This window comes from Mesorhizobium sp. AD1-1 (genome assembly GCF_020164655.1).
Classification (GTDB): domain Bacteria; phylum Pseudomonadota; class Alphaproteobacteria; order Rhizobiales; family Rhizobiaceae; genus Mesorhizobium; species Mesorhizobium ciceri.
Map to the genome: position 1 here is coordinate 334,149 of NZ_JAIUGP010000004.1, position 23,201 is coordinate 357,349.

Sequence of the window (23,201 nt, forward strand, 5' to 3'; positions counted from 1 at the left end):
AATGGTAGGTTCCGCAATCAGCCCGATCCAGCTGCCACGGATCAATCAACCACCAGCACCGGTTCTCGAAGGCAGAGCGCACGTGCGGTCGTTGCGCGAATATGTCGAGCCGGCCACCGCGTCGCACCAACTCTTCGTGATTCTGGCAAGGCGAAAATGGTCTATTGTTGCCTTCGCTGTGTTGGGCGGGCTGCTGGCGGGGTTGCTTGGAAGTCTTCGCCCGGTTCTCTACGAAGCAACTACTCAGCTTATCATCGACGCCCCATCGCGCGGTTCACTGCCCGTCGGCGCCCCGTCTTCGCAGGACCTCGTCGATTCAAGCATAGATGACCACATCACGATGCTATCGTCGCAAGACCATCTGCGCCGCGTCATGGCGGCACTGCGCAAGACAGGTGCGGCTGAAACCGGACAGGACAATTCCGCTAGCGGGAATTCCCGGCTTGAGCCGTCTGCCATCCCTCCCCCAAGGACACGCTCGCTTGCCGGTGGTCTACTGGACCGACTGTGGCCAGGAGCGGACAAAACAATCAGCGATTCACAGGCCGAGGATGCCTCCGAATTGAGAGCCTTGCGGCAAGGAATGCGGGTCGGGCAGGAGCTGCGATCGAGAGTAGTCTCCGTCGCTTTCGCCGATGACAGTCCCGAGCGGGCGGCGCTCGTGGCCAACACATTCGCTCAGGTCTATGTCGACAATCTGATAAGGAGAAGGCAGGCATCCGACCAGCAAGAACTCGATGCGATCACCACCAGCCTGCCCAGGCTGCAAAACGATCTGCAGGCAGCGGCCGACCGCCTTGAGAAATATCGGTTGAGCCACGGAGCCATCGACCAAGGCTCGGCGGACAATGCAGCCAGGGAACGGGCCGACCTCAGCCAGCAATTGTCGATGTCAAACGCAGATCTCGCCGCTGTGGAAACTCGGCTGCGACACATTCAGGAGCTTCGAGCGCAGGGGGCTTCTTTCGTCTCCGTGGCCGAAGCCATTGGCGGGCCTGAACTTGCCGATCTCGCGGCTCGACAGGCTCGCGCGCCTGCGGACCAAGAACTCAGAAACATGACCGAAAGCAAGGTCGAACAAGGCATCGACAAGATTGCTGCGGACGCAAACATTTTCCGTGCCCAGATCGCCACTCTTGAGAGCCGGAAGGCCATTTTGGATGCGGTCATGGCCGACACCGCCAGCCGGCTTTCCGGGTTGCGGGTTCTCGAGCCGCAGGTCAGTTTGCTGACCCAGCGATACAACGAACTTCTTGGCCGGCAACAGGATTTGACGCGGCGTATCGGAGTTCCCTCGGCTGGAATTTCCATCCTATCGGCGGCATGGCCGCCGACCATCCCGCAGACCTTGCCCGCCATCTTCCTTGTTCCGCCCGGGATGATTGTGTTCGCTATACTGGGCGCGATTTTCGTCACGATGCGCAATCACTTCGATCGGACTTTCCGCGGTGAGACCGAGGCGGAAGCGGTGCTCAAGGTTCCATGTATGGGGCAGATTCCCGAAGCAGGCAGGGTGCATGCCAAACGACTGCGAACCCTTGTCCTGGGCGAGCGCAGCTCCGCCTATAGCCGCGCCGTGACGTCGTTGCTGATTGCTGCGGCGCCCAATGCGCTGAGGGCTCGTTCGTCGTACACGGCGCTTGTCACCTCCAGCGTCCCGGAGGATGGGGGGACCGAGCTCGCATGGAGTCTGGCGCTGGCCGGCACGCGGATGGGCGGTCGTGTTCTCTTGATCGATCTTGAACGCAAGGGCGTTCAACTCACGCTCGAGTTCCTGCATCAGTTCAGCGAGCGCAAGAGCCGCCATTCCTTCGCTGACTATGTCTGCAATCGCAGCAACCTGGAAAACGCCGTGGCCAGTCTGCATGAAATCGGCATCGACGTGATGACCGCTGCTCCGTCGGACGATCTGCTGGCGGTGTTGTCCTGCGAGGATGGGGGCAAAGTGATGGCGGATCTGCACTTGACCTATCGCATCGTCATCATAAACCTGCCGTCGGCGCTCGGGCGGCCGGAAGCCAAATTTCTGGCTGGATGGGCTGATGCGGTGCTTTTTGCCGTCCGATGGAGGAAAACGCCACGTACCCTCGCTCGCGGGGTGCTGGAACTCCTTCAGGGCAACGGTTCTCTTGCGGTACCCGTCGGCAGCGTCCTCACGCAAGTGAACTTGAAAAAACATGCCGGATATCGGCTCGAGGATAGCGCCGACCTCTTGCGCGAGCAGATAGCATGACCAAGCACAGGCTCGTCCTTGGGCCGCGGACGATCCGGGGGCGGTTCATCCAGGGAGCGGCCCGGACGATTCAGGGTGCAGCCTGTCCGCAGAGCGCGTCATTCAGGTGAATGATGGCAAGGTTCGGTGTGCATCGTAGGCTGCGGCAATCCCCGATATTTGCCTCCCTCGGAAGCGCGAACCGATGGCACTGAGCGACCTTCTGAGACCCAAGATGGTTCCCGCGGCCGACACAGCCATCATCGCTGTTCGGCCGAGCACGATCGGTTCGATCATTCGTGCAGCTGGTGAAGTGTCGGCGATGGCAATTGTCGGCCAACTCACCCTTCTTGCTGCGATTCCGGTCTTGGCGCGGCTCTATTCGCCTGCGGATTTCGGCATCTTTACGATTTATCTGTCGATTGTGAACATACTCGCCGGGGTCGCAGCATTGCGCTTCGAGGCGTCACTCTATGGGGTTAAGGGGAGCGCCCAGGCCTATGTGACGGTCAAGCTTATCCTTTTGGCTGTGTTCGTGACCACCGTCCTGGCCTTTTCGGCCGGACAGATGCTGTCGAACCTTGCTCCCAACCGCCTCGGCTCGCTTGCCTGGCTCATTCCGATCGGAATGGGAGGCGCAGGTCTGGTCGAAGCCATGAACTGCTGGAGCCTGCGTGCTGGGCTTTTGCGCGACTTTGCCCTTGGGCGGCTGATCCTGCCGGCGAGCATGGCTGCACTGCAATTGGTTTTCGGCATTGCCAACCTTGGCGGCGAAGCGATGATCCATGCCCATATTTTGAGCCAGTTCGTCTTTATCGGGTATATCGGTTATCGGGTGACGAGCTGGGAGGATTTGCGCGGCATCGCCCGGGCACCCTGGCGTGCGGTGTTCGAAAAGGCCCGGCGGGAATACAAATTTCCTCTGTTCGATATCCCCGCAACACTCGCGAGCATAGCGATCAACAATCTTCCGGCAGTTCTTGTCGGTGGGCTGTTCGGCACCGCATTTGCCGGATATTTGGGCGTGGCAACGCGCCTGGTTACCGGTCCAGTGACGCTGATCGCTTCACCGCTCAGCAATGTTTTTGTCGCCGAAGCAAACCAGAACAACAATCGTGGACACCTGCTTGGCGTGGCACGCGGGCTTCTCCTGCTGGCTGCCGGCTTTACCGCGGTGCCGATATTGCTGCTTGGACTCGCCGCGCCCTATGTGGTCGTTCCGCTCCTGGGCGAGCCTTGGATGCCCACCGCGGAAATCATGACCGCACTGGCGCTGATGGGCGCGGCACAAGCGTTGTCGACTCCGCTTAGCGACGTTCCCGCTCTGCTACGTCGGCAAGGAACAAGACTGGTCATCGACCTCGCACGAGCGGTTCTCGTGTTTGGCCCGTTGCTCGCCGGCGCCCAGGCGGGCTGGCAGCCAGTCACCGTCATCTATTTCATGGCCGCCGGCGGCGCGTCGGGTTTCGCTCTGAAAATGGCAGCATCGCTGTATTTGTTGACCCACGACCCTCAACCAGCAGGCGCTGCAACGTGCATCCAACATGAATGTCTCGAGGAAAAAACACCATGAATTCGTCGTCGGTTGACAATCTTCAAGCGGCAGTTGCGGTCACCCAGCATGACCGTGCCGATGTCTCATGGTCACGCCCTTTTATCTCTGTCGGGATACCAACCTTTCGCCGGCCCGATACGATCCGCAGGGCGATCGACAGCGTCCTGGGTCAGGATTACTCCGATTGGGAGTTGGTCGTGAGCGACGACGAGGGACCGGAGGGCGAGACCTGGGCTATCGTGACCGACTATGCACGAAGCGAACCTCGCATCCGCATCATCGAGAACAGCCGAGGTCGCGGTCAGGTGGAGAACACCAACAACGCTATGCTGGCTTGCTCTGGACGGTGGATCAAGTTGCTGCACGACGATGACTGGCTTGCGCCAGGTGCACTCAGGACATTCGCCGAAGTTGCCAAACAGCACCCGTCGGTTGCCTTCATGACGTCAGCCGCAAACATAATCGAGGACAAGCGAGTGAGATTTCGCCAAGTCCCCAAGGAGCAGGAAGCGATCTCCCTTTATTCCAGCCAGCAGTGCCTGATGGACCTCTATCTGGTGCGCGCGACACGCTGCCTGGGGATCATTCCATCCACATTGTTGATCAACAGCGACGTCATTCGTGCCGGCTGCTTGATGCGCACGCACAAAGAGATTCCGGCCGGAGTGGATCAACTGTTCTTCGTCGATCTAGCCAGCCATGGGGACATGGTGGCGATAAGCGATCCGCTTACCTTTTATGATGCAACGAGCCATCCAAGCATTACCACGTCAAAGAGTTTCCGCGAGGTCGACGAAGTGACCCTCGCCGTCAAGCAGCTTAACTGGAATCTCATCAAAGACCGCAACCATCTCCCGCCTCCCGAGACATTGCTGCGGGCGCTGCGGGTTGCTCGTATTCCCATGCGGTTCCACCAGCAGTCCTGGTTGACCACATTCCTGGATGGGATACAGATCTTCCGGCCTTCGGTCATGAAGGTGGCGGGCTGGCACGTGCTTAATCACGTGTTTGCAATCCGCCCAAGATTGGGACGGGTGCGCACGCGACGGCGGTAAGGTGAGGCTGGCCGACAAGCACATCAGCGACAGATTGCGCGCACAAGCCTGTTGTGCGCGCGCATGGTAAAGGCGTTTGCCTCACGGCAAAACGCATATGCGCCCAAGAAGAGCTACCAGTTCCGCCTGTCGCCGTGTTTCGGTCTTGGCGAACAGCGACGCCAGCTGCGACCTTATCGTGGTCCGGCTCAAGCGCCGCTTGCGGGCTATTTCCAAAGGGGCATCGCCCTGCGCCAAGCGCAGTGCGAGCTGCGTTTCGGCACTCGTCAGACCAAACATTCTTTGCAGCGTCTGGGGATTTGGCCCGGACCTGTTTTCACGATCCAGCAGCGCCACGATGCTTGTCGCGTCAGGCGTTGCTATGCCCTTCTCGTTCAATATCAGGGGCCTGTCGCCCATGCCTCGGATCACCACCCATGAAAGCGTGCCAGGAGAAAAATTGCCCGGCACGTTTGCGATCAGCCGTCTCAGCGCAGCAAATACCTTGCTGGCCGTATCGGCTGCCTCGCCTTCGCGCTCCAAGGTGTTTTGAGCGGCTGAATTCCACTCCATGACCTTCCTGTCGCTGTTCAGGATCAGGTAGCCACAACCGATGCGATCAAGCATTCTCACAACAGATGCAAGGCTGCTCTGCCGTGGCTCGACAGCAACGCTGTCGAACCGTTGTGGTGCTTGATGCCAAGCGGAAGCATGGTCACCTTGCGTTCTCAAGGCGGAGACAGGCTTTCCCCCGAAACTTCCATATTGGCGACCAAGAATTCCATCATCTTGCCTACCAACCAGTGCCATTTTCTTACCTCCCGCAAAACGGCAACGCCTCCCAGTCAAAAGGAGGTGCCTTAAACATGTCAGTCAGGTCGCTTGGAGAGTAGCGGTCCGATCCGCCCCCGACATCGGACAAAATGCGCGCTACAATCCCGGGGAACAATCCTGCGGTCGGACTAGTCTGTACGCTTTTCGGTCTAATCTCGACGGACTAGTCAGAAGGTTATAGTCTGGCACATGCGTTTGCATTCGCTCAGTTTGCATCCGAACAGCTCAGGCAAGTTGCTGACCCGCCTTGCCTCGATGTCGCTCCTGATAGCGACACTTGCAGTCGAGACAGCGCTGCCGACCTCTGTGGCATACGACATCGGCTTTTTTGAGTTTGTTCCCGCCATTATTGCCATCTCATATCTCGAAGATCGCATGATCGCTCTTGCGGCAACATTTGTGATGGTTGCCGTCGGCTTGTTGACGCGGGATGTCCTGCACCATCCAATCGATGTCGGCCTTTGGGTTCAAGCCATTCTGCTGCTGGTTGCAGGGGGGATGATCGCCCTGACTTTCCACCGGCAGAGGCAGGACTACCGCACCCTTTTGCAGGTTGCGGAGGCTAGACTCGCGGCCTTGGAAGCAACCGAAAACAGGTATCGCTGGGCATTCGAACGTGCCGCCATTGGCTTTGCCAACATGAATGAGAACGGAGAGTTGCAACGGTCCAACAAGCGTCTTTGTGAGATGACAGGGTATGTCGAGGAGGAGCTTTCAAGTCTGCCGCTCAGCGCACTCGTCCACCCCGACGACAACCACACCTTGGCGGAAGCGTTGACTCGCCTGAAAGACACGACTTCGTTCGGCTCGGAGATCCGTCTCCTGAGAAGAGACGGCACGATTTTGTGGACAAGATTGGCCCTGTCTTTGGCCGTGCCAGCCGATGCTCTCCCTCAAAGCATTTTTGTAGTGGTGGACGACATATCGGGAGAGCGAACCGCCCGCGAGGCACTCCGGGCTCAGAAGGAATGGTTGGACCTGGCGCTATCGTCAAGCCGGTTGGGAACATGGCGCATAGATTTCGAGAGCGGGTCCGTGAAGGGCTCAGCCGCGTTCTGGGAAATGATGGGGCTGGCACCCGCGCCGAGCCGTCCATTGCAGGAATTGACTGCGGTCGTTCACCCGGCCGACTTGCCTAATCTGATGGCCCCGGGAGAGCTTGCATCAGGCGCCGACTATGACGCTGAGATCCGCATCAGGCGAACTGGCGGACATATCCGCTGGATTGCTCTTCGGGGACGGGACGAATTGCGCGACGGTCGTGCACAGCGAATAGGAGTCGCCGCGGATCTCACCGATCGGCGCATAACCATTCTGCTGCGGGCTGCGGCGAAGAAGCGAGAGCGGGCCATGCTTGAACAGCGCCATAGGCTCAACAATCTGTTTCCGGTGATCACGGCGCTTGTGAATATGGTTGGTGCCCCCGACAATGATATCGCCAGCTATAAGCAGACACTGATCGAAAAGATCGGCGCACTCCAGGCGACGCATCTGCTTCTTTCACGCGATGGCAGCCTGTCGGCTTCCCTGCGTGACCTCATCGTTCAGGAATTGCAGCCCTATATGGGGACGCATGACATTTCGATCAGTGGACCCGAAATAAAAATGGCTGAGGGTTCGGCTGAGAGCTTCGCAATGATCGTTCACGAGCTTACGACCAATTCCGTGAAGCATGGGGCTCTCGGCACTCCGGCAGGACGGATCGAGGTGGTGTGGCAATTCGTGGCCCAGGAGCCCGGCGCCGACATAGTGTTTGAATGGTCGGAATCGGGAGAGCGCCGGGTCTCCACCTCGGCTCGGCGTGGCTTTGGGTCGTTGATTATCGGAGCCGACGGTGAGCCTATCGTGGGCCACTCTTCCAAGCTTGAGATGCTGGATCACGGACTGAAATATTCGGTCCGGCTGCCGCCAAAAGCAATCGGCGCTAGTTGATGTCCCTGGCGGCCCATGTCTTCAGCAAAACCGCGGCTTCCGTCCGATTTCGTGCCCCAAGTTCGCGCAGCACGGCAGCCGCATGAATCTTCGTCGTCGCTTCTGCAATTTCAAGAGAGCGGGCAATCTCTTTGTTCGAGTAACCTTCAGCCATCAACCTGAGGACTTCCTTCTGTCTGGACGTAAGCCTGCCCAGATTGTTGACGCTGATGGTCCTGTGGGGCATTTGCGTGGGAGCCTCGGATGGAAGGCGCACCGACTCCTTGGACCTTTGTGAAAGAAGTGCCGGAACGTAAATGCGGCCAGCCAGGATTTCGTTCACCGCCAGGACCACCTCCTCGTCCGTTTGGGACTTTACGATATAGCCATGAAGTCCAATCGAGAGGGCAGTTAGAATCTCGGCGCGTGAATCGGTCCCTGAGACAATTGCAAACCGTGTGTCGGGATGAGCCGGTAAGACGTCGCGAAGGTCGTCCTGACCGGACAGTCCCGGCATGTTCAGGTCGATGATGGCGAGATCAACAGGCGCCTGATCTTCAAGCAGGCTTATGACGGTATCAAAACACGCCGCTTCGAATATTTCCAAGTCTGGAATGCCGGCCATCAAAGCCAGTCGCAGCCCACGACGATACAAGCCGTGATCATCGGCGATGATAATACGATACATGAACCACCCACCTTTTGGCAGCCCGCATGTGTCCCTAGCTGCCGAAACCTCCCTTTGGATGGACTGTACGGTGACCCAACACAGATCAGCCGCCCGCTGATCCCCCGTATGTCGACGCTCGCCGCCGCCCATCGGCACATTTCAACCTTCTAATATAGCTTACAATCGCACACATTTCAGGGCCAGATGTTGAAGTGTTTTTTTCGTACGAACGGTAGCGATGCCCTTCCGAGCAGGTCGTTGCCGGCGCCGGACATGTGAACAGTTCCCAGCTCTGATCGGCCTGCCGCGCCCATGCCCTGCCAACTGGAATATTGAATCAAAAGGCCGGGAAAGTGCCATTCAAATGCACGACGACGCCTTCTCAAGCGCCACTTACCATCGCTGCACTCCGGAGAGGCAAAACCAACACTGGCGTACCTTCCGGCCGGGTGGGTTGGACCCATCACACCGCGACAGTCGTATCAATAGGAGGACGAGATGAAAGCGGTCATTCAGTGCGGTGGAATGGGAACACGCCTTCGGCCTTTCACATCCATATTGCCCAAGCCTCTCATGCCGATCGGTGCTCGACCGGTTCTTGAATTGCTTTTGAAGTGGCTGCGGCGGAACGGCATTCAGGAAGTCTACGTCACGACCGGCTATCTGGGGCACTTGATCCGCACCGTATGCGGGGACGGATCCCAGTGGAATCTAAGGATACGCTACACCCAGGAACTGGAACCTCTCGGCACCATTGGCCCGCTCTCCCTGATCAGGGAGGAACTGGACGAGCCGTTCATTGTTCTCAATGGGGACGTACTTACCGATCTCAGTCTCAGCCGGTTTGTGGCATCACACCGCACACACACGGATCCAGTCACCATAGCCACCGCATCCCGCGTCATCAAAATGGACTTCGGCGTCATCGACGAGGTCGACAATACCGTTCAAGTATTTCGTGAAAAACCGACGCTATCCCATCTGGTAAGTATGGGAATATATTGCATGAATCCAGACGTTTTTCGTTTTATACCTGACGGCATCGCCTTCGGATTCGACGATCTCATGCTGCAGATGATGCAAAACGGCACGAATGTGCACGTCTACAAACATGACGGGCTTTGGCTGGATATCGGACGCGTTGAAGATTTTCAAAACGCACAAACCATTGCCTGGGAAGAGCAGTCCGCATCGATCGAGGTCTCGGCAGCGGCCGCTTGAGGGCTGAACGCTCGACCACGCCAACATGAGGAGGTCGTAATGCTCTTGGTCAGCGCTCCTATTCTTGGCTTTCCGGAAAAGGCGGCCTTGGCCAAAGTTGTCGACAGTGGCTGGCTGACGATGGGGGACCAGGTACGAGCCTTTGAAGAGGCCTTCGCGGCCGTGCATGATGCGGTCGATTGCGTTGCCGTCAGCTCTTGCACCGCCGCCCTGCATCTCATTCTCCATGCACTTGGGATCGGTCCCGGAGACGAAGTTCTGGTTCCCTCGCTGACCTTCGTGGCGACCGCGAATGCAGTGCTCTACGTAGGAGCAACACCGGTATTCGTCGACATAGAGTCGGCCGAAGTGCCACTGATGTCCCTAAGCGACGCGGAAGCCAAGTGCACCGGACGCACCAAGGCCGTCATTCTCGTCCACTTTGCCGGCTACCTCGCCGACCGGGAAGAATGGCAGAGATTTGCCCGTGTGCGAGGACTGCATATCGTCGAGGATGCCGCGCATGCTCCCGGCCTTAAGGAGGTGGGGACTTACGGTGCGGCCGCGGCCTTTAGCTTCTACGGCAACAAGAACATGACCACCGCGGAAGGTGGGGCCGTAATCGCCCGGGATGCACAGCTCCGTGAAGCGATCCGCCAGGCTCGCGGACATGGGATGACCAGCGGCACACATCAGCGGCTGAACAGCCGCACGCCGCAATACGATGTGACGATGCTCGGGTTCAATTACCGCATGGATGAATTGCGCGCCGCTATTGGCTTGGTCCAGCTTCAGAACCTGCAGGAATGGAATGAAATCCGGCGCATATTGGTCGTCCTCTATCGACGTCTGATCGCAGACTATTGCTCGGCTGTGACAGTTCCGTTCTGCAAACCGCGGACCTCGGCCTATCACATCATGCCTGTCCTCCTGCCACATGACGTCGACCGGCAAACGGTGATCGACCATCTGCGAACGAAGGGAATACAGACCACAATCCACTATACGCCCGTGCACCAGATGACGCTCTATCGCCAAATGTTCACTGAAATCCATCTGCCGAAGACCGAGGATTTCGCGCAGCGGGAGTTGACGATTCCACTACACCCGCAAATTACGGCAAGTGCGATCGAGTCGGTGGTTGTTGCGTTGGCCACCGCGATTGAAAGCAGCGGGCGCGCGGGAGCCGCGGCATGAACGCACTCGACGTGACGATGCATCGGCCCGCCGTAGCTGGCACCAGCCACGGAATTGCCAGGCGCGCGATGGATATCATCCTCGCCGCAGCAGCGGGAATGGCACTCGCTCCGCTGATGCTACTGATTGCTGTTGCACTCTTTGTCGAGGGTGGTTGGCCCGTGCTTTTCGCACAGACGCGCCTGGGTGCCGGCGCAAAACCGTTTCGCATGTACAAGTTCCGCAAATTCAAGACAACAGCCGATCCTTTCGGCCTTGCGCTGACCATGAACGATGACAGCCGGATGACGCGGATAGGCCGTTTTCTCGCGGCAACGAAACTTGATGAGTTGCCGCAACTGTGGAACGTTTTTACGGGAGACATGGCAATTGTCGGCCCGCGGCCGGAAAGCCTTGCCTTCGCCGATTGTTTCCGCGGCGGCAATGAAGCCGTCCTGCAGTGGAAGCCCGGCCTGCTCGGCCCGACCCAGGTTCTCTTCCGTCACGAAGCCTGTTTTTACCCGCCCTCCCTTGATCCGCTCCTGTTTTATCGAGAGGTCCTGTTCCCGGCCAAGGCAACGATCGACCTCGCCTACTATCCGCGGCGCACGATTGCATCGGACCTCGTCTGGATAATGCGAGGCTTCAGGGCGGTTTTCGGCGTGTCCCTGCCTCCCGCGGCGAGTGGGTAGAGTTGGAAGGTGAGGAGAGTTTGGCATGAATGGATTGTTGTTCGTTCGCCAGTTTGACAGCTCACACGATCAAAGGAGTGCACAGTCGTGAGCTATCGCGGCAGGAAGGTCCTGGTCACGGGTGCGGATGGATTTATCGGATCCCACCTCACGGAAGCGCTGGTGCACGAAGGCGCCGATGTCACGGCACTGGCCCTATACAACTCGTTCGACAGCCATGGCTGGCTGGACGATTTACCCGACCACGTTCGAAGCCAGTTGCAATGCATTCGTGGGGATGTTCGTGACAGCGCGTTCATCAACCGGATCGTGCGCGGCCAGGCGGCGGTGTTTCATCTGGCTGCGCTGATTGCGATTCCCTACTCCTACGCGGCTGCCCAATCCTATGTGGAAACCAATGTGCTGGGCACCGTGAATGTCCTCGAAGCGGCACGCCACTGGGAAACCGAACGCATTGTGCATACGTCCACGAGCGAGGTTTATGGCACCGCTCTGACCATGCCGATCGACGAATCCCACCCGCTGCAGGGACAGTCCCCCTACTCTGCGTCCAAGATCGGCGCAGACATGATGGCGGCGTCCTATGCCAGGTCCTTCGATGTGCCGGTGGTCATCCTGCGACCGTTCAATACATACGGGCCGCGCCAGAGCGAGCGGGCCATCGTGCCGACCATCATAAGGCAGGCTCTGGACGAGAACTGTCCGGCGATCATGGTCGGAGACACCAGCCCTATCCGCGACCTTACCTTTGTGGAGGACACTGCGGCGGCATTTGTGGCGGCAGGGGCGGCCGAGCTTGAATTTGGCCATGCCTACAATGCAGGCAGCCAGCGCGCCGTCAGTGTCTCGGACGTTTTGGAGTTGGTGCTCGAGTTGAGTGGCACCAGGAAACCAGTTCGTCGAGATGAAAGCCGGATGCGGCCGCAAAACTCCGAGGTTCGCGCGTTGCTCGCCGATTCCTCGAACCTTGAAAGTAAAGTCGGATGGCGGGCACATACGAGCTTGCGTGATGGTCTGGAAAAGACCATCGAGTGGTGGCGCTCGCGCCTCAGCGAAGGCCGCGTCCGACGCGAAATGAGCTACATGACATGACCTTTCCGCGGCTCATACCAGCTTTGCTGTTGATGGCCGCTCTGCTGGCGCTGCACACAGCCGGAAACCGGCCGAGCGGTGCGGCAGGCACGGAGCCGGCAATGGATCTGCCCGCTTATCTGAAACCTGCAACTGATCCGGCGACAGGGATCCGCTTTACTCGGATCACTCAGCCCGGAGCGCTTGGCAGCGGAATTGTCTGCGGCAAAATATATTGCAGTCATCGCTACTCGAGCGCGCAAGCCTGGAATGCCAATCAGAGCCTCCTCGTCCTCATGAACGGCTGCAACGGCATGTGTTTCCTCGACGGGAAAACCTACCTCCCTTTGTTTCATCGCAACAAGTCGGGTGAGTGCGAATGGCGCCCTCGAAACGCGGAGATGATGATCTGTGTCGATGGTCAAAAGATATCGACCTGGGCGCCCCGCACCAATCGTGAGGACATAGTGTATGCCGCAACGAAATATCGGGATCTCGAATTCGGCCCGTCCAAGGGAAATCCTAGTCGTGACGGCAACCGCATTGCCGTACGCGCGACCCGCAATGATGGAGCTGCTGTCGTCTTCGCATACGACATCGACCGGCGTCTGAAATACCCGGACATCGATCTCGCCCAGGTTGCCGGAACGACCAGTTCCTGCACCATTTCTCCGCTCGGAGAGAACATCCTGTGTTTCCAAAATCTGGTCGACGGCACCGAACAGCGAGCCATTTTCGCAGTCGACGGCACCCTGCGCCAAACGTGGAAGGATCATCATCGGCCCGGCCATGGCGATTTGACTCTCGATGCGGATGGCAGCGAAATTTACGTCGGAACCAGCAAATCCGCTCCGGACAAATATCAGGTGATCAAGCGTCGGCTGTCCGATGGAAAGGTCACGTCGCTCACGAAGTACGGTGAGGCCGAGCATACGTCGCTGCGTGCTTTGGACAGGCCCGAATGGGCATTTATAAGTTACGGGGGCAATCCCGATGAGGTTCGGAGCCACCCGGACTGGGCGCCATACACGCGCGAAGTGATCGCGCTGCGTGTCGACGGTCGTCAGGAGGTCCGACGCATCGTGCAGACGCGAAACGCTCCGTTCGACTATTGGAGCGAGACACATGCCTCACCCTCCCCTGATGGGTCGCAAGTGATCTGGTCGAGCAATTGGGGGGTGCCTGGTGGGCCGGTCTACGAATTCGTCGCCCATCTCGATTGGCCGCAGCAGCCGGGCCTGAATTAAAGGGAGATTGCCATCGATGGCCTTCGTTAGCCGAATTTTCTTTGCAGCCCTTGCCGGCTGCCTGGCCCTGGATATCGCAGCCGCGGCTGAAGCGCCGGTGGCCTATAAGCTGTCGCCCGGCGATACGGTGGAGATAGGAATAGCCTCCATAGCGGAGCGAACGCAACGCGCGATCGTGCAAATGGATGGCTCGATCGCGCTGCCCGAGTTCGGGATGATCCCGGTTGGCGGGCTGACGCCGGCCGAATTGCAGACGCGAATGGAGGCGGTGCTGCCAACCAAGATAGTCCATCAGCGCCTACCTGATGGACGGGAGCAAATGATCGTCATCAAGCCGAGCGACGTCACGGCCGTGATCGCGGAGTACCGTCCGATCTATGTGACTGGCGATGTGCTGACACCAGGGCAGCAGACTTACCGGCCACTCATGACTGTCCGACAGGCAATTGCCGTCGCCGGCGGTTTTAGTCTCCTGCGGTCTCGGGCAAGCCAAAGCGGACCTGATCCCGTTGATCTGCGACGCGACTACGAGTCGATCTGGGGGGACTACATCAGAGACTACTTTCATGGTGCGCGCATCCGCGCCGAACTTCAGAACCAGGCAGAATTTGACATGCAACCGCCGCAAGGCTCGCCCCTGTCGAATGCATTGATATCGGCGGTCGCGCAGGCGGAAGCGGAGGGCCTCAAGATTTCGCTGAACAATTTTCAGCAGGAGCAAAGCTATCTCGACAAGACCGCCAAGGATGCCGAGGCTCAGGTCGAGGTTCTGCTCAAGCGCGAGCAGACGGAAGCGGCCGCGGTGAAACAGGATGAAGACGATCTTGCGCGGGTCACCAAATCGTTCGAATCGGGCAACCTGACCAACAGCAGACTCGCCGACGTCAGACGTGCCGTGCTGATGTCGTCGAGCCGGGCGCTCGAGACCTCGGTCGAACTGATGAGAACGCGGCGCCAGCAGGAAGACTCCGTCAGGCAGCAGGAACGCAATGAAAATCAAAGAAGGATCGGCCTTCTGAACGAATTGAGGGACACCGACCTTCGCCTCGCCGAGACCACTGCAAGGCTCCACGCAGCCAGCCAGAAGCTTCAGCCATCAGGGGCGTCCGCGCTTCCACTGCCCGTCGCCGGCGAAACCTTTCAGGCGCGGATCACAATAACCGGCGGGGCCGGCGACGCGTCGAGAGGTCGACCGGTCGACCAGGACACCGAGGTTGCGCCTGGAGACACCATCGAGGTGAGGTTCAGCAGCGAACTGCAGAGCGCGGCGATCCAGTAGTTGCGCGGACGTGAACCGAGCCGGGAACGACGTTGCTGATGGCTCGCCCACGTCATGAAGACCGGGCGCCTGAGAAATCGACATGGGGAAATCAAGAAAGCGGGTTTGCCGTGATTGGTGAAATAGATGTCGCCAGCGCCTACAGCACCGGCCGCACCGACTTCATGGGGCTGAAGTTGGTTGTCGCGCCCGGCGTGCTCGTCCCTCGCCCGGAGACGGAACTGCTCGGCAGCACCGCCCTCAATGTGCTTCGTGAACTTAACAGGCCGGTACCGCGTGTCGTGGACATGTGCTGCGGGGCGGGCAATCTCGCCTGCGCCATTGGATACAAGGTCCCCACCGCGCGCGTCTGGGCGAGCGATCTCACTGACAGCTGCGTCGAAACCACCTGCCGGAACGTTGCCCATCTTGGCCTGGCCGGACGCATTTCGGTGCTACAGGGCGACCTCTTCAATTCCTTCTCGGGTCTGGAGCTCGAAGGTACGATCGATCTGGTTGTCTGCAACCCGCCTTACATCTCGGAGAAGCGGCTCGAAAGCGACCGCGCGCATCTGATGGAACTTGAACCCCGTGAGGCGTTCGCTGCCGGGCCTTACGGCCTGAGCATTCATATGCGGGTGATCAAGGAGGCGCAGCACTATCTGCGGCAAGGTGGCATGCTGCTTTTCGAGGTCGGGCTTGGCCAGGACCGGCAGGTCATGAGTTTGGTTGAGCGTTCCAAAGCCTATGAGAGCATTCGCACGGTTGCGAACAAAGCCGGTGAAGCCAGGGTGGTTTGTGCACGGGCCAAAGCGTCAGCGTGAGCCGCGCCATGGGTTTGCACGCTCGGTTGGGACGACGCCCTCAAGCCGTGGCCCGGCGATCAGTTTTCCTTGCTGACCACGTAACGTGCAATTCCCTGGATGGAATCGAAATTCTCCGGCAGAAGTTCACTGTCCTCGACAGTGATGCCGAATGTCTCCTCGACGAATCCGATAACTTCAAGCACTCCAGTCGAGTCTATGATGCCCTGATCGAGCAACGACGTTTCAACTTCCAGCGCATGCGGGTCGGCTACGTAGAAGTTTGACGCCAGAAAGGCGCGGATTTGATCGCTGTAGGTGTCAATTCTGTTGTTCGTGCTCAGCATTGAATTGGCCTCCGATCCAAATAATTTCCGTAAATTGCTTTATGACAGCGCCATTTTCTTGAGCTTGCCCGTGTCCGTCATCGGCAGACTGGACACAATTTGGATGGACTTCGGAATCATGAAGTTTTCCAATCGCTTCTGACATTCCATCCGCAGCTGCTTTTCGCCCATGATCGTTCCTTGCTCCATGACGACAAACGCTTTCACTGCTTGCCCCAGCAGGTCGTCAGGTACTCCGACAACCGCGGCTTCCCGTACTCCCGGGATTTCCATCAGCACGTTTTCGACTTCCCTAGGCGCCACCTTTTCTCCCCGCGATTTTATGATCTCATCGCTGCGGCCGACAAAATAGAGGTAGCCTTCCTCGTCCATTCGGCAGTAGTCGCCGGTGTACAGAACCTGCTCGCCGGGCAAAGGACCTGGCTTGAGCTTCTTCGCGGTAGCCTCCGGCTTACCCCAGTAGCCCTTCATGACCGTTGCCCCGCGGATGACCAACTGGCCGACGACATTGGGACCAACCCTTCGGTCATCCTCATCGACAATCCACATTTCGGTGTTCGGGATGGCGATCCCCACGCTCAACGGTTTTCGGGCAAGATCGTCCGGCGGAAGATAGGTGCAGCGTTTGCATTCGGTCAGGCCGTACATCGAATAGATGCGGGCGGCGGCAAACAGTTCCTGGAGCAGGCGAATGTGCTTAAGCGGCAGGGCTGCCGCCGTGTTCGTGACATACCTTATGCTTGCAAAATCATTTGCCTTCAGCGTCCTGAGATCCGACAGCGCGGCAAAGATGGTCGGCACGCCGGGAAAGCCTGTAACTCTCTCCCTTTCGATGATCGCAAGTATCTGTGCGGGGAAGGCAAACGAGCGCTCGAGGACCAACCGCGCCCCGGTACGGAATGCCATTATCATCTGATAGAGGCCGTAGTCGAAGGCCAGGGGCAAGACATTGAGGATCACGTCGTCTTCGCCAAGCTCAAGGTACGAGGCGATAGACGTGCAGGCTGTCATCATGTTCCTGTGTGTCAGCATCACGCCTTTGGGTTCGCCGGTCGAGCCCGACGTGTAGATGATGGCTGCGAGATCGATATCGATGCGGCGGCGGGCCGGCGCTTTGCCGTGGCCGGCAGCCGCCTCATCCCAGCGCACGGCATGCGGCAATCCCCGGAGCTCGGCGTCGTCCACCTGACCGGAGACGATGAGCCGCCGCAGCGACGGACAGTTACGCGCCGGCTCAGCAAAGACCGGCTGCAAATGTTTGTCGGTGATCAATGCTGCCGGAAGGCAATCGTTGAGCAAATACCCCAGCTTGTCGCTCTTGGTGAGCGGATTGACGACGCACACAACGGCGCTCGCCTTGAGAACCGCCCAGAAGCTGACCACGGTCTCGACGGTGTTGTCGGCGAAGATCATAACGCGGTCACCGGGAGCGACCCCGGACGTGACGAGATGACGGGCGACCGCGCTGGAGCGTGTCTCAAGCTCGTCATAGGTGAGCCGGTGCTCGCCGCACACCAGCGCTATCTTGTCGCCGAGCCGTTCGGCCGAATGGCTGAGGTAATCGTCCAGCAGAGGTACGGCGCCATGCATCATACCAGCACCTCTTCCCTGTGCAGGTGATCGACGTCTATCCTGAGGTCGACCGCATGCGCGCTCGATGGGCGGCTTGCGACAAACTGCTGATGGAGGAGCTGCGTCGACAGCACGCCGACCAATGCCATGTTGTCCGAGTTGGACAGATCCCCATCGCCGGTCTTGGCAGCGCATTTGTCCAGCAGGCGCGCGACCGAGTTCGGATCAAAGACATTCGCCGCGCGCAGAGCAGTCTCGGAGAGTGCTTCGCGGACATAGGCGGGTGCGCCATCGCCCGTGAAGCAAAGTGCGTTGGGCGCCCGGTAGGGTTGCTTCTTGCGGGCCACGACTTCCACGGGCACGATCGATTTCGCCACACGCTTCAGCACGTGTTTCTCATCCAGAATGCGCAGCTTGTAGTCGGGCGGGAGCGAATTCGCCAACGCCACGAGCCTGTCGTCCAGGAACGGGAAGCGCCCCTCGACAGAATGGGCCATCAGCATCCTGTCACCCTGCGAGGAGAGCAGGTAGCCCGACATCAGTGTCCTGATCTCAAGGTACTGGTCCTGCGCGAGAGGACCCCATCGTGGAAACTCTTCGGGCAGGCGGCCAAGCAGGTCCGCCACCACGTCGTGACGCGCCGCTTCGGCATGCATGCCGGCCGAGAACAGCCGTTTGATGGCGCTGGTGGTGCGCCAGCGGGTGTCATGCGCGAAGCCGGGCGCGCCAAATGCATGGATATCGTGTCCAAAGAACTGGCGCGCCATCGCCTGCTGCTTGACCGGCGACCGGCTCAGATAGGGGTAGAGGCGTTCCAGCAGTCGCGCGCGTCGGGCGGATGCGGGCTGCCGCCCCCAGAAACGGCGGACCTTGCCTTCACGGAACAGGTCGTAGCCGGCAAACATCTCGTCGGCGCCCTCGCCGGTCAGGACGACCTTGATGCCATGTTCGCGCACCAGTCTCGAGAGAAGGAACAACGGCGCCGGCGCGGTCCTGAGAATCGGACGCTCGGCGTGACGGATCACATCTGGGAAAACCTCGGCAATATCACCGCGCGAAACCATCACCTCGTGGTGCTCGCCGCCGCTCGCACTTGCAACCAGCCGCTGGTAACGGGTTTCATCATATTCGGCGTCAGCAAAACGCAACGAGAAGGTCTGGAATGGCGCGCCGGCGAAGCGCCTCCCGAGCATGGCGACAAGTGAGCTGTCGAGCCCGCCGGAAAGGTAGCAGCCAACCGGCACATCCGCCTTGACCATTCTAAGCGCCGTCGCGGCCTGCAAGGCGCTACGCACTTCGTCCACCGCATCGTCCAGTGAGCCGGTGAAGGTGCCGTGGGCCTGGTCCGCGATCTCGGGATAACAAGGTTTCCAGAAAGCGTGCTCACGAACGCTGCCATTGTCGTAGATGCGTACATGGCCGGGGGTAAGTTCCTTCACTCCCTGAAATACGCCTTGCGGCGGTACGACCGTCCACAGCGTGAAAGTCTGGTCTATCCCCGCCGGATCGAAGGCCCGCGGTATCGCCGGGTCGGCTGCGAAAATGGCCTTCACTTCGCTGGCGAAGTGAAGGCGGCCAGCATGTTCGCACAAATGCAGCGGGCAGATGCCGAACCGGTCGCGCGACAGGACGAGGCGGCCTGTCAGCGAATCCCAGATGGCGAGTGCCCACTGCCCGTTTAGCCTCTCGAACGCGGCCACGCCCCAGGCGCGGTAGGCGTGCACGATGACCTCGGTATCGCTGCGGGTGCGGAAACGATGCCCCAGCGCCATGAGTTGTTCACGCAGCTCGACGTAGTTGAAGATCTCGCCGTTGAACACGATCCAGGTGGTATCGCCGGTGTCCGCGAGGGGCTGCTGTCCGGTCGAGAGATCGATGACCGACAGACGGGTATGCGCCAGCCCCGCCCGCCTGTCGCGGTAAACGCCGCTCTCATCCGGGCCTCGATGGGAGAGCGCGGCTGCCATTCGTAGAAGCGCGGCTCGTGAAGGAGGCTCCGCAGCCGCGTTCAGCGCCACAATTCCGGCGATGCCGCACATGGGTCAATCCCTGTCCATCGCAGCGGACAGCTGCGGCCGGGCGTGAAGGTAGCGGGCGGCGCGGCGTTTGCTGACGATATCCTTATAGACCTTCTCGACCTGCTCGGCCGTCAGGCCGGCGGCGGCGGCAACCACGCCGGCCGAAATTCCGTGATTCATGCCGTAGAGGCACAAATCCATCAGCTGATAGGGCAAGGCGAAGTAGAACTCCTCCTGGGTTTGCGCCATGGAAAACGTGTCCGTGGTCGGCGGCCTCGTTCGGACCTCCTCGTCAATCCCGAGATATTCCGCCAGCTGATAAACCTGGGTCTTGTAGAGATGGACGATCGGCATCACGTCGGCGACGCCGTCGCCCTGCTTGACGAAGAAGCCTTGGTCATATTCGAGCCGGTTTGGCGTGCCTGCCACTGCATAGTTGAGGCGGTCCGCATGATAGTATTCAGTCATCTTGCGAACCCGCTGCTTGTAGTTGGTTGCAGCGACGATCTGCAGGTAAGCCGCCGGCGAAAGACGCACGGTGTCGATCTTTCCGTCCGGATCCTCGACGGTGAGGCGCGTGATATTAAGGCCGCTGCTCTCCAGCACCGATGCCATGACCAGCTTGCATTTCCAGCCTTCGCCATATCCAGGGACGGCAGTTCGGATGGCCTCCATCTGTCGGGCATAGGCACCGATGCCCTCGAGCGCCGGCTGGATATCTTCAAGGATTGTGTCGATGCCAAGCTGCCCGGCGACGCTGCGGCCAAGCCTCAACGAGTCGCCGGATGAATCGCGCTCCGGCATGAACAGGCCCAGTACCTTGTCCCTGCCGAACGCGCGTGCGCAGACCGTTGCGACGACCGAACTGTCGATGCCTCCGGAGAGCCCGACAACCACTCCGCGGCGCCGTTGTGTGCCGAGAACCTGTTCGCGCAAGGTCTCGACGATGCGATCGATCTCCAGCCGGGCATCGAGCGCCAGCACATCGCTGCTGAATTCCCCGATCAGGTCGATGACACTGCCTCCCGTTTCTGTGACTCGATTGAAGAGTAGGTCTCAGTCACAGCGTTTTCGATGAGCGGGCGATTGATGGTCAGATGAGGCTCCACGACCATGTCGATGTGAGTGCCGGCGATCGGAATGACGTCCAGATGGACGAATGCCCGATCCCACCCAAGTGCAAGCGGCATTCCGGGCCGCGCGCAACGGAACAAGGTGCCGGTGATCGGCAGTATCGGCCTGGGTTCTGTGAGCCACTGGAAGAAGGCGCGCGCGCGCAGAACTTCCTGCAGTTCCAGTTTGGTTCTGAAGCTCGTCGGGTTGAACTGACCCTCGGCATAGCGGTCGAGGAAGCTGGCAAGCCGGGATTCGCAGTGCATTTTGACCGCGACCTTGGCAAGCGCGCGGCATGCCACTCGACTAGCCGATATACGATTGGTTCGGATCCGGTGAAATGTCCGGGTAATCGTCTCCCAACGCTTGCTGCGTTCGCCAACCAGGCTGGTATCCAGAATGCCCGTGAACGCTACAGCTCGCCCTTGATCAAGCAGACGCGCGGCAACCTCAAAAGCGACCGCTCCTCCGAGCGAGTGACCAAGCAGGCGAATACAGCCGGTCGGCTGTACGCGGTTGATATGATCGATTGCAGCTTCGACCATTGCGGCGACGGTGTTCTGACCTTGCAGGATCATGCCCAGGGCCGGATATCTGATGGGAGACACCCTGGCGACCTTGCTTATTGCCGATGCGAACGAAGCAAGGCTCGGACCATAGCCGACCGAGCCGGGGAAAAGGAAAAGCAGCGGAGGCTCGTGTTTCCAAGCGGGCGCGTGCTCGCCGCCTCCTTGAGCAGAAATGACCGCTGCAACCATCTCATTGAAGCTCATTCCAACCGTGAAGGCTTCCAATCCGAGCTCCTGCCCGATCGCGCTTTCGATTTCCATGACGCAGTGCAGCAGCTTCAGCGAATCTCCCCCCGCTTCGTCCCAACAGCCCAGGGCGACCCGCGTCTTGAGGACCTTGGTCCAGGCACGCCGTACGATCTGATGAGCAGGAACTTCATGTCCTGCATGGGGTATTTGCGGTGGGGGCGTGGTTTCCCGAACCGAAAGGTCAATTGCAGCCAGCGTTGTCATGTCGATCTTTCCGCTGGGCAGTCGCGGTATCTCGGCGCTTGCATGGAGTCGCAACGGGCAAAGCGCCGGCGGCAATTTTGTCCTGGCAAGTTGGCGCAGCTCGTCGCAAAAACTGGCTCCCGCTCCGCTGTGCGGTACGGCGAATGCAACCAGTTCATTCGCCGGGGTGACGATAACCACGGCATCCTTCACCGACGGCGCGCCACGCAGAACCCGTTCGAGTTCGGCCGGCTCAACGCGCCGCCCATTGACCTTTATCTGGCGCCCTTTGCGGCCTATGATCCGCAGCAGGCCGTCACTCCCGATTTGCACAAGATCGCCCGTCGCAAAGATGCGAAGCGTCTGGTCGTCGGGGTCTACTTCAAACGGAACAACGGCCCCGTTTTCCCAATGTCCAAGCGCGACATACGGGCTTCTGATCAACAGTTCTCCGATCTTGCCGGGCTGAACCGGGTAACCCTCTTCATCGACCACTGCGAAGCTGATTCCCGGAAGCAGCCAGCCGACGGGAGCCGAAGAATCGAATTCCGGCCAATCGTGCGGCAAGAACCACTGCGATCCCGTCGTTTCCGTCGATGAATAGCCGATCTGCACCAGGCAATTTGGCGGGACAGCCTTGCGCACGAGGCGGATGTCGGCCGAAGATACCTTCTCGCCTCCAATTCGGGCAACTCTGAGCGAACCAAAGGCGTCCGCGGGTTCATCCGCCAAGAGAGCGCGAAGCAATGCAGGCACCAGATAAGTGATCGTCACGCCTTCGGATTGCATGCGGCCGCGAACCGCGCGCAGGCCGACGGCTTCAACCTCCACAAGCTGCAACGTGGCACCCGTGAGCAGAGCGGCAAGAATTTCCCGACAGCCGGCGATGGTTGCCGGGCCGGTCAGAGGCAGGAATACATCCTGTGCATTGATGTGGCACGCATCGACATATTGCTGCACTCGGCACAGCAAGTTCCGCTGGCTGTTGACAATCCCCTTGGGGCGGCCCGTGCTGCCGGAGGTATAAAGCACGATTGCCGGTGCATCGACAGAAACCACACGGTGTGCGGCTGGATGGGGCGTTGCCTGCAATGATTGCGCCATATCGATCCAGGCAACGTGCTGGGGCAGATCAAGGCCGTGGAGGCCTTTGTCGCCAATTATGGCGGAGAGCCTCGCGTCGGCGACGATTTCGTTGATGCGCGAGTCCGGATCTCGCACGTTAAGCGGCACTGACGGCCGACCGGATGCCATGCTGGCCAACATCGCAACGGTGTACCAGACCGAGTTGGCCTGAAGTATTCCAACCGCATTTCCGTCGGGAACGACGGCTTCAATCCAGCCGGCCAATGCCTCGACCGCCCGAAAAAGCTCGGAATAGGTCAGTCGATTGGTGCCGTCGCTGGCGGCTAATTTTTCGGAATAACGCCCGGCGATCTCCCTCAGGTGATCAAAGACAGGAACGTCGGCGAAGCCAGTTCCCATCC

At 59.5% G+C, this 23,201-nt stretch carries 18 protein-coding genes; 11 read left to right on the forward strand and 7 right to left on the reverse strand.

The genetic code is table 11. The features are described from left to right. The first annotated feature begins 1 nt into the window (after position 1). From LB519_RS11230 to LB519_RS11240, 3 genes are all read left to right on the forward strand, one after another. Entirely contained in the window at positions 2-2,233 is a 2,232-nt protein-coding gene (locus LB519_RS11230) for a GumC family protein (protein WP_224619995.1), read from the forward strand. A gap of 184 nt (positions 2,234-2,417) precedes the next feature. Next, a complete protein-coding gene (locus LB519_RS11235) occupies positions 2,418-3,785 on the forward strand; it encodes an oligosaccharide flippase family protein (protein ID WP_013533110.1) in 1,368 nt (455 codons plus the stop codon). Continuing rightward, positions 3,782-4,822 (forward strand): glycosyltransferase family 2 protein, encoded by a 1,041-nt coding sequence (locus tag LB519_RS11240; protein ID WP_024502430.1) that lies wholly within the window; start codon positions 3,782-3,784, stop codon positions 4,820-4,822. Before LB519_RS11235 ends, LB519_RS11240 begins: the two co-directional genes overlap by 4 nt. 81 nt (positions 4,823-4,903) lie before the next feature. On the opposite strand, the gene LB519_RS11245 is transcribed toward LB519_RS11240, so the two are convergent. Further along, positions 4,904-5,611 (reverse strand): helix-turn-helix transcriptional regulator, encoded by a 708-nt coding sequence (locus tag LB519_RS11245; RefSeq protein ID WP_024502429.1) that lies wholly within the window; start codon positions 5,609-5,611, stop codon positions 4,904-4,906. 213 nt (positions 5,612-5,824) lie between these two features. Here LB519_RS11245 and LB519_RS11250 point away from each other — a divergent pair, with 213 nt between their 5' ends. Further along, a complete protein-coding gene (locus LB519_RS11250) occupies positions 5,825-7,567 on the forward strand; it encodes a PAS domain-containing protein (RefSeq protein ID WP_024502428.1) in 1,743 nt (580 codons plus the stop codon). On the opposite strand, the gene LB519_RS11255 is transcribed toward LB519_RS11250, so the two are convergent. Continuing rightward, positions 7,560-8,234 carry a LuxR C-terminal-related transcriptional regulator gene (locus LB519_RS11255; RefSeq protein ID WP_013533114.1) on the reverse strand — a complete coding sequence of 225 codons (675 nt, stop codon included), beginning with the start codon at positions 8,232-8,234 and terminating at the stop codon, positions 7,560-7,562. The genes LB519_RS11250 and LB519_RS11255 overlap by 8 nt on opposite strands. Positions 8,235-8,714: 480 nt before the next feature. Here LB519_RS11255 and LB519_RS11260 point away from each other — a divergent pair, with 480 nt between their 5' ends. The 7 genes from LB519_RS11260 (at position 8,715) to LB519_RS11290 (ending at position 15,684) form a co-directional block, all read left to right on the forward strand. After that, positions 8,715-9,437, forward strand: a complete 723-nt coding sequence (locus tag LB519_RS11260; RefSeq protein ID WP_013533115.1) for an NDP-sugar synthase — start codon at positions 8,715-8,717, stop codon at positions 9,435-9,437. 39 nt (positions 9,438-9,476) lie between these two features. After that, the gene (locus tag LB519_RS11265) at positions 9,477-10,613 is read left to right on the forward strand and encodes a DegT/DnrJ/EryC1/StrS family aminotransferase (protein WP_013533116.1); all 1,137 of its coding nucleotides are present in this window, start codon (positions 9,477-9,479) and stop codon (positions 10,611-10,613) included. Beyond that, on the forward strand, positions 10,610-11,284 hold the full coding sequence (locus tag LB519_RS11270) for a sugar transferase (protein WP_013533117.1): 675 nt from the start codon (positions 10,610-10,612) through the stop codon (positions 11,282-11,284). Before LB519_RS11265 ends, LB519_RS11270 begins: the two co-directional genes overlap by 4 nt. Before the next feature lie 87 nt (positions 11,285-11,371). Then, a complete protein-coding gene (locus LB519_RS11275) occupies positions 11,372-12,376 on the forward strand; it encodes an SDR family NAD(P)-dependent oxidoreductase (protein WP_064994999.1) in 1,005 nt (334 codons plus the stop codon). After that, the gene (locus tag LB519_RS11280) at positions 12,373-13,602 is read left to right on the forward strand and encodes a hypothetical protein (RefSeq protein WP_224619997.1); all 1,230 of its coding nucleotides are present in this window, start codon (positions 12,373-12,375) and stop codon (positions 13,600-13,602) included. Before LB519_RS11275 ends, LB519_RS11280 begins: the two co-directional genes overlap by 4 nt. A gap of 16 nt (positions 13,603-13,618) precedes the next feature. After that, positions 13,619-14,881, forward strand: coding sequence for a polysaccharide biosynthesis/export family protein (locus LB519_RS11285; protein ID WP_063167489.1), 1,263 nt, complete (start codon positions 13,619-13,621; stop codon positions 14,879-14,881). Between the two features lie 110 nt (positions 14,882-14,991). Beyond that, positions 14,992-15,684 (forward strand): N5-glutamine methyltransferase family protein, encoded by a 693-nt coding sequence (locus LB519_RS11290; RefSeq protein ID WP_224620049.1) that lies wholly within the window; start codon positions 14,992-14,994, stop codon positions 15,682-15,684. 59 nt (positions 15,685-15,743) lie between these two features. On the opposite strand, the gene LB519_RS11295 is transcribed toward LB519_RS11290, so the two are convergent. From LB519_RS11295 to LB519_RS11315, 5 genes are read right to left on the reverse strand one after another with little or no spacing between them, the layout of a single operon-like run. After that, the gene (locus LB519_RS11295; protein WP_224619999.1) at positions 15,744-16,010 is read right to left on the reverse strand and encodes an acyl carrier protein; all 267 of its coding nucleotides are present in this window, start codon (positions 16,008-16,010) and stop codon (positions 15,744-15,746) included. A gap of 39 nt (positions 16,011-16,049) precedes the next feature. Next, a complete protein-coding gene (locus LB519_RS11300) occupies positions 16,050-17,603 on the reverse strand; it encodes a class I adenylate-forming enzyme family protein (protein WP_164767669.1) in 1,554 nt (517 codons plus the stop codon). Next, the gene (gene asnB / locus LB519_RS11305) at positions 17,600-19,621 is read right to left on the reverse strand and encodes an asparagine synthase (glutamine-hydrolyzing) (RefSeq protein WP_224620001.1); all 2,022 of its coding nucleotides are present in this window, start codon (positions 19,619-19,621) and stop codon (positions 17,600-17,602) included. Before asnB ends, LB519_RS11300 begins: the two co-directional genes overlap by 4 nt. 3 nt (positions 19,622-19,624) lie before the next feature. Continuing rightward, entirely contained in the window at positions 19,625-20,608 is a 984-nt protein-coding gene (gene nadE / locus LB519_RS11310) for an NAD(+) synthase (protein ID WP_032898949.1), read from the reverse strand. Further along, positions 20,605-23,199: a non-ribosomal peptide synthetase gene (locus LB519_RS11315; RefSeq protein WP_224620003.1), complete on the reverse strand. Its 2,595-nt coding sequence runs from the start codon at positions 23,197-23,199 to the stop codon at positions 20,605-20,607. The genes nadE and LB519_RS11315 overlap by 4 nt, the downstream gene beginning before the upstream one ends. Between the last annotated feature and the right edge of the window lie 2 nt (positions 23,200-23,201).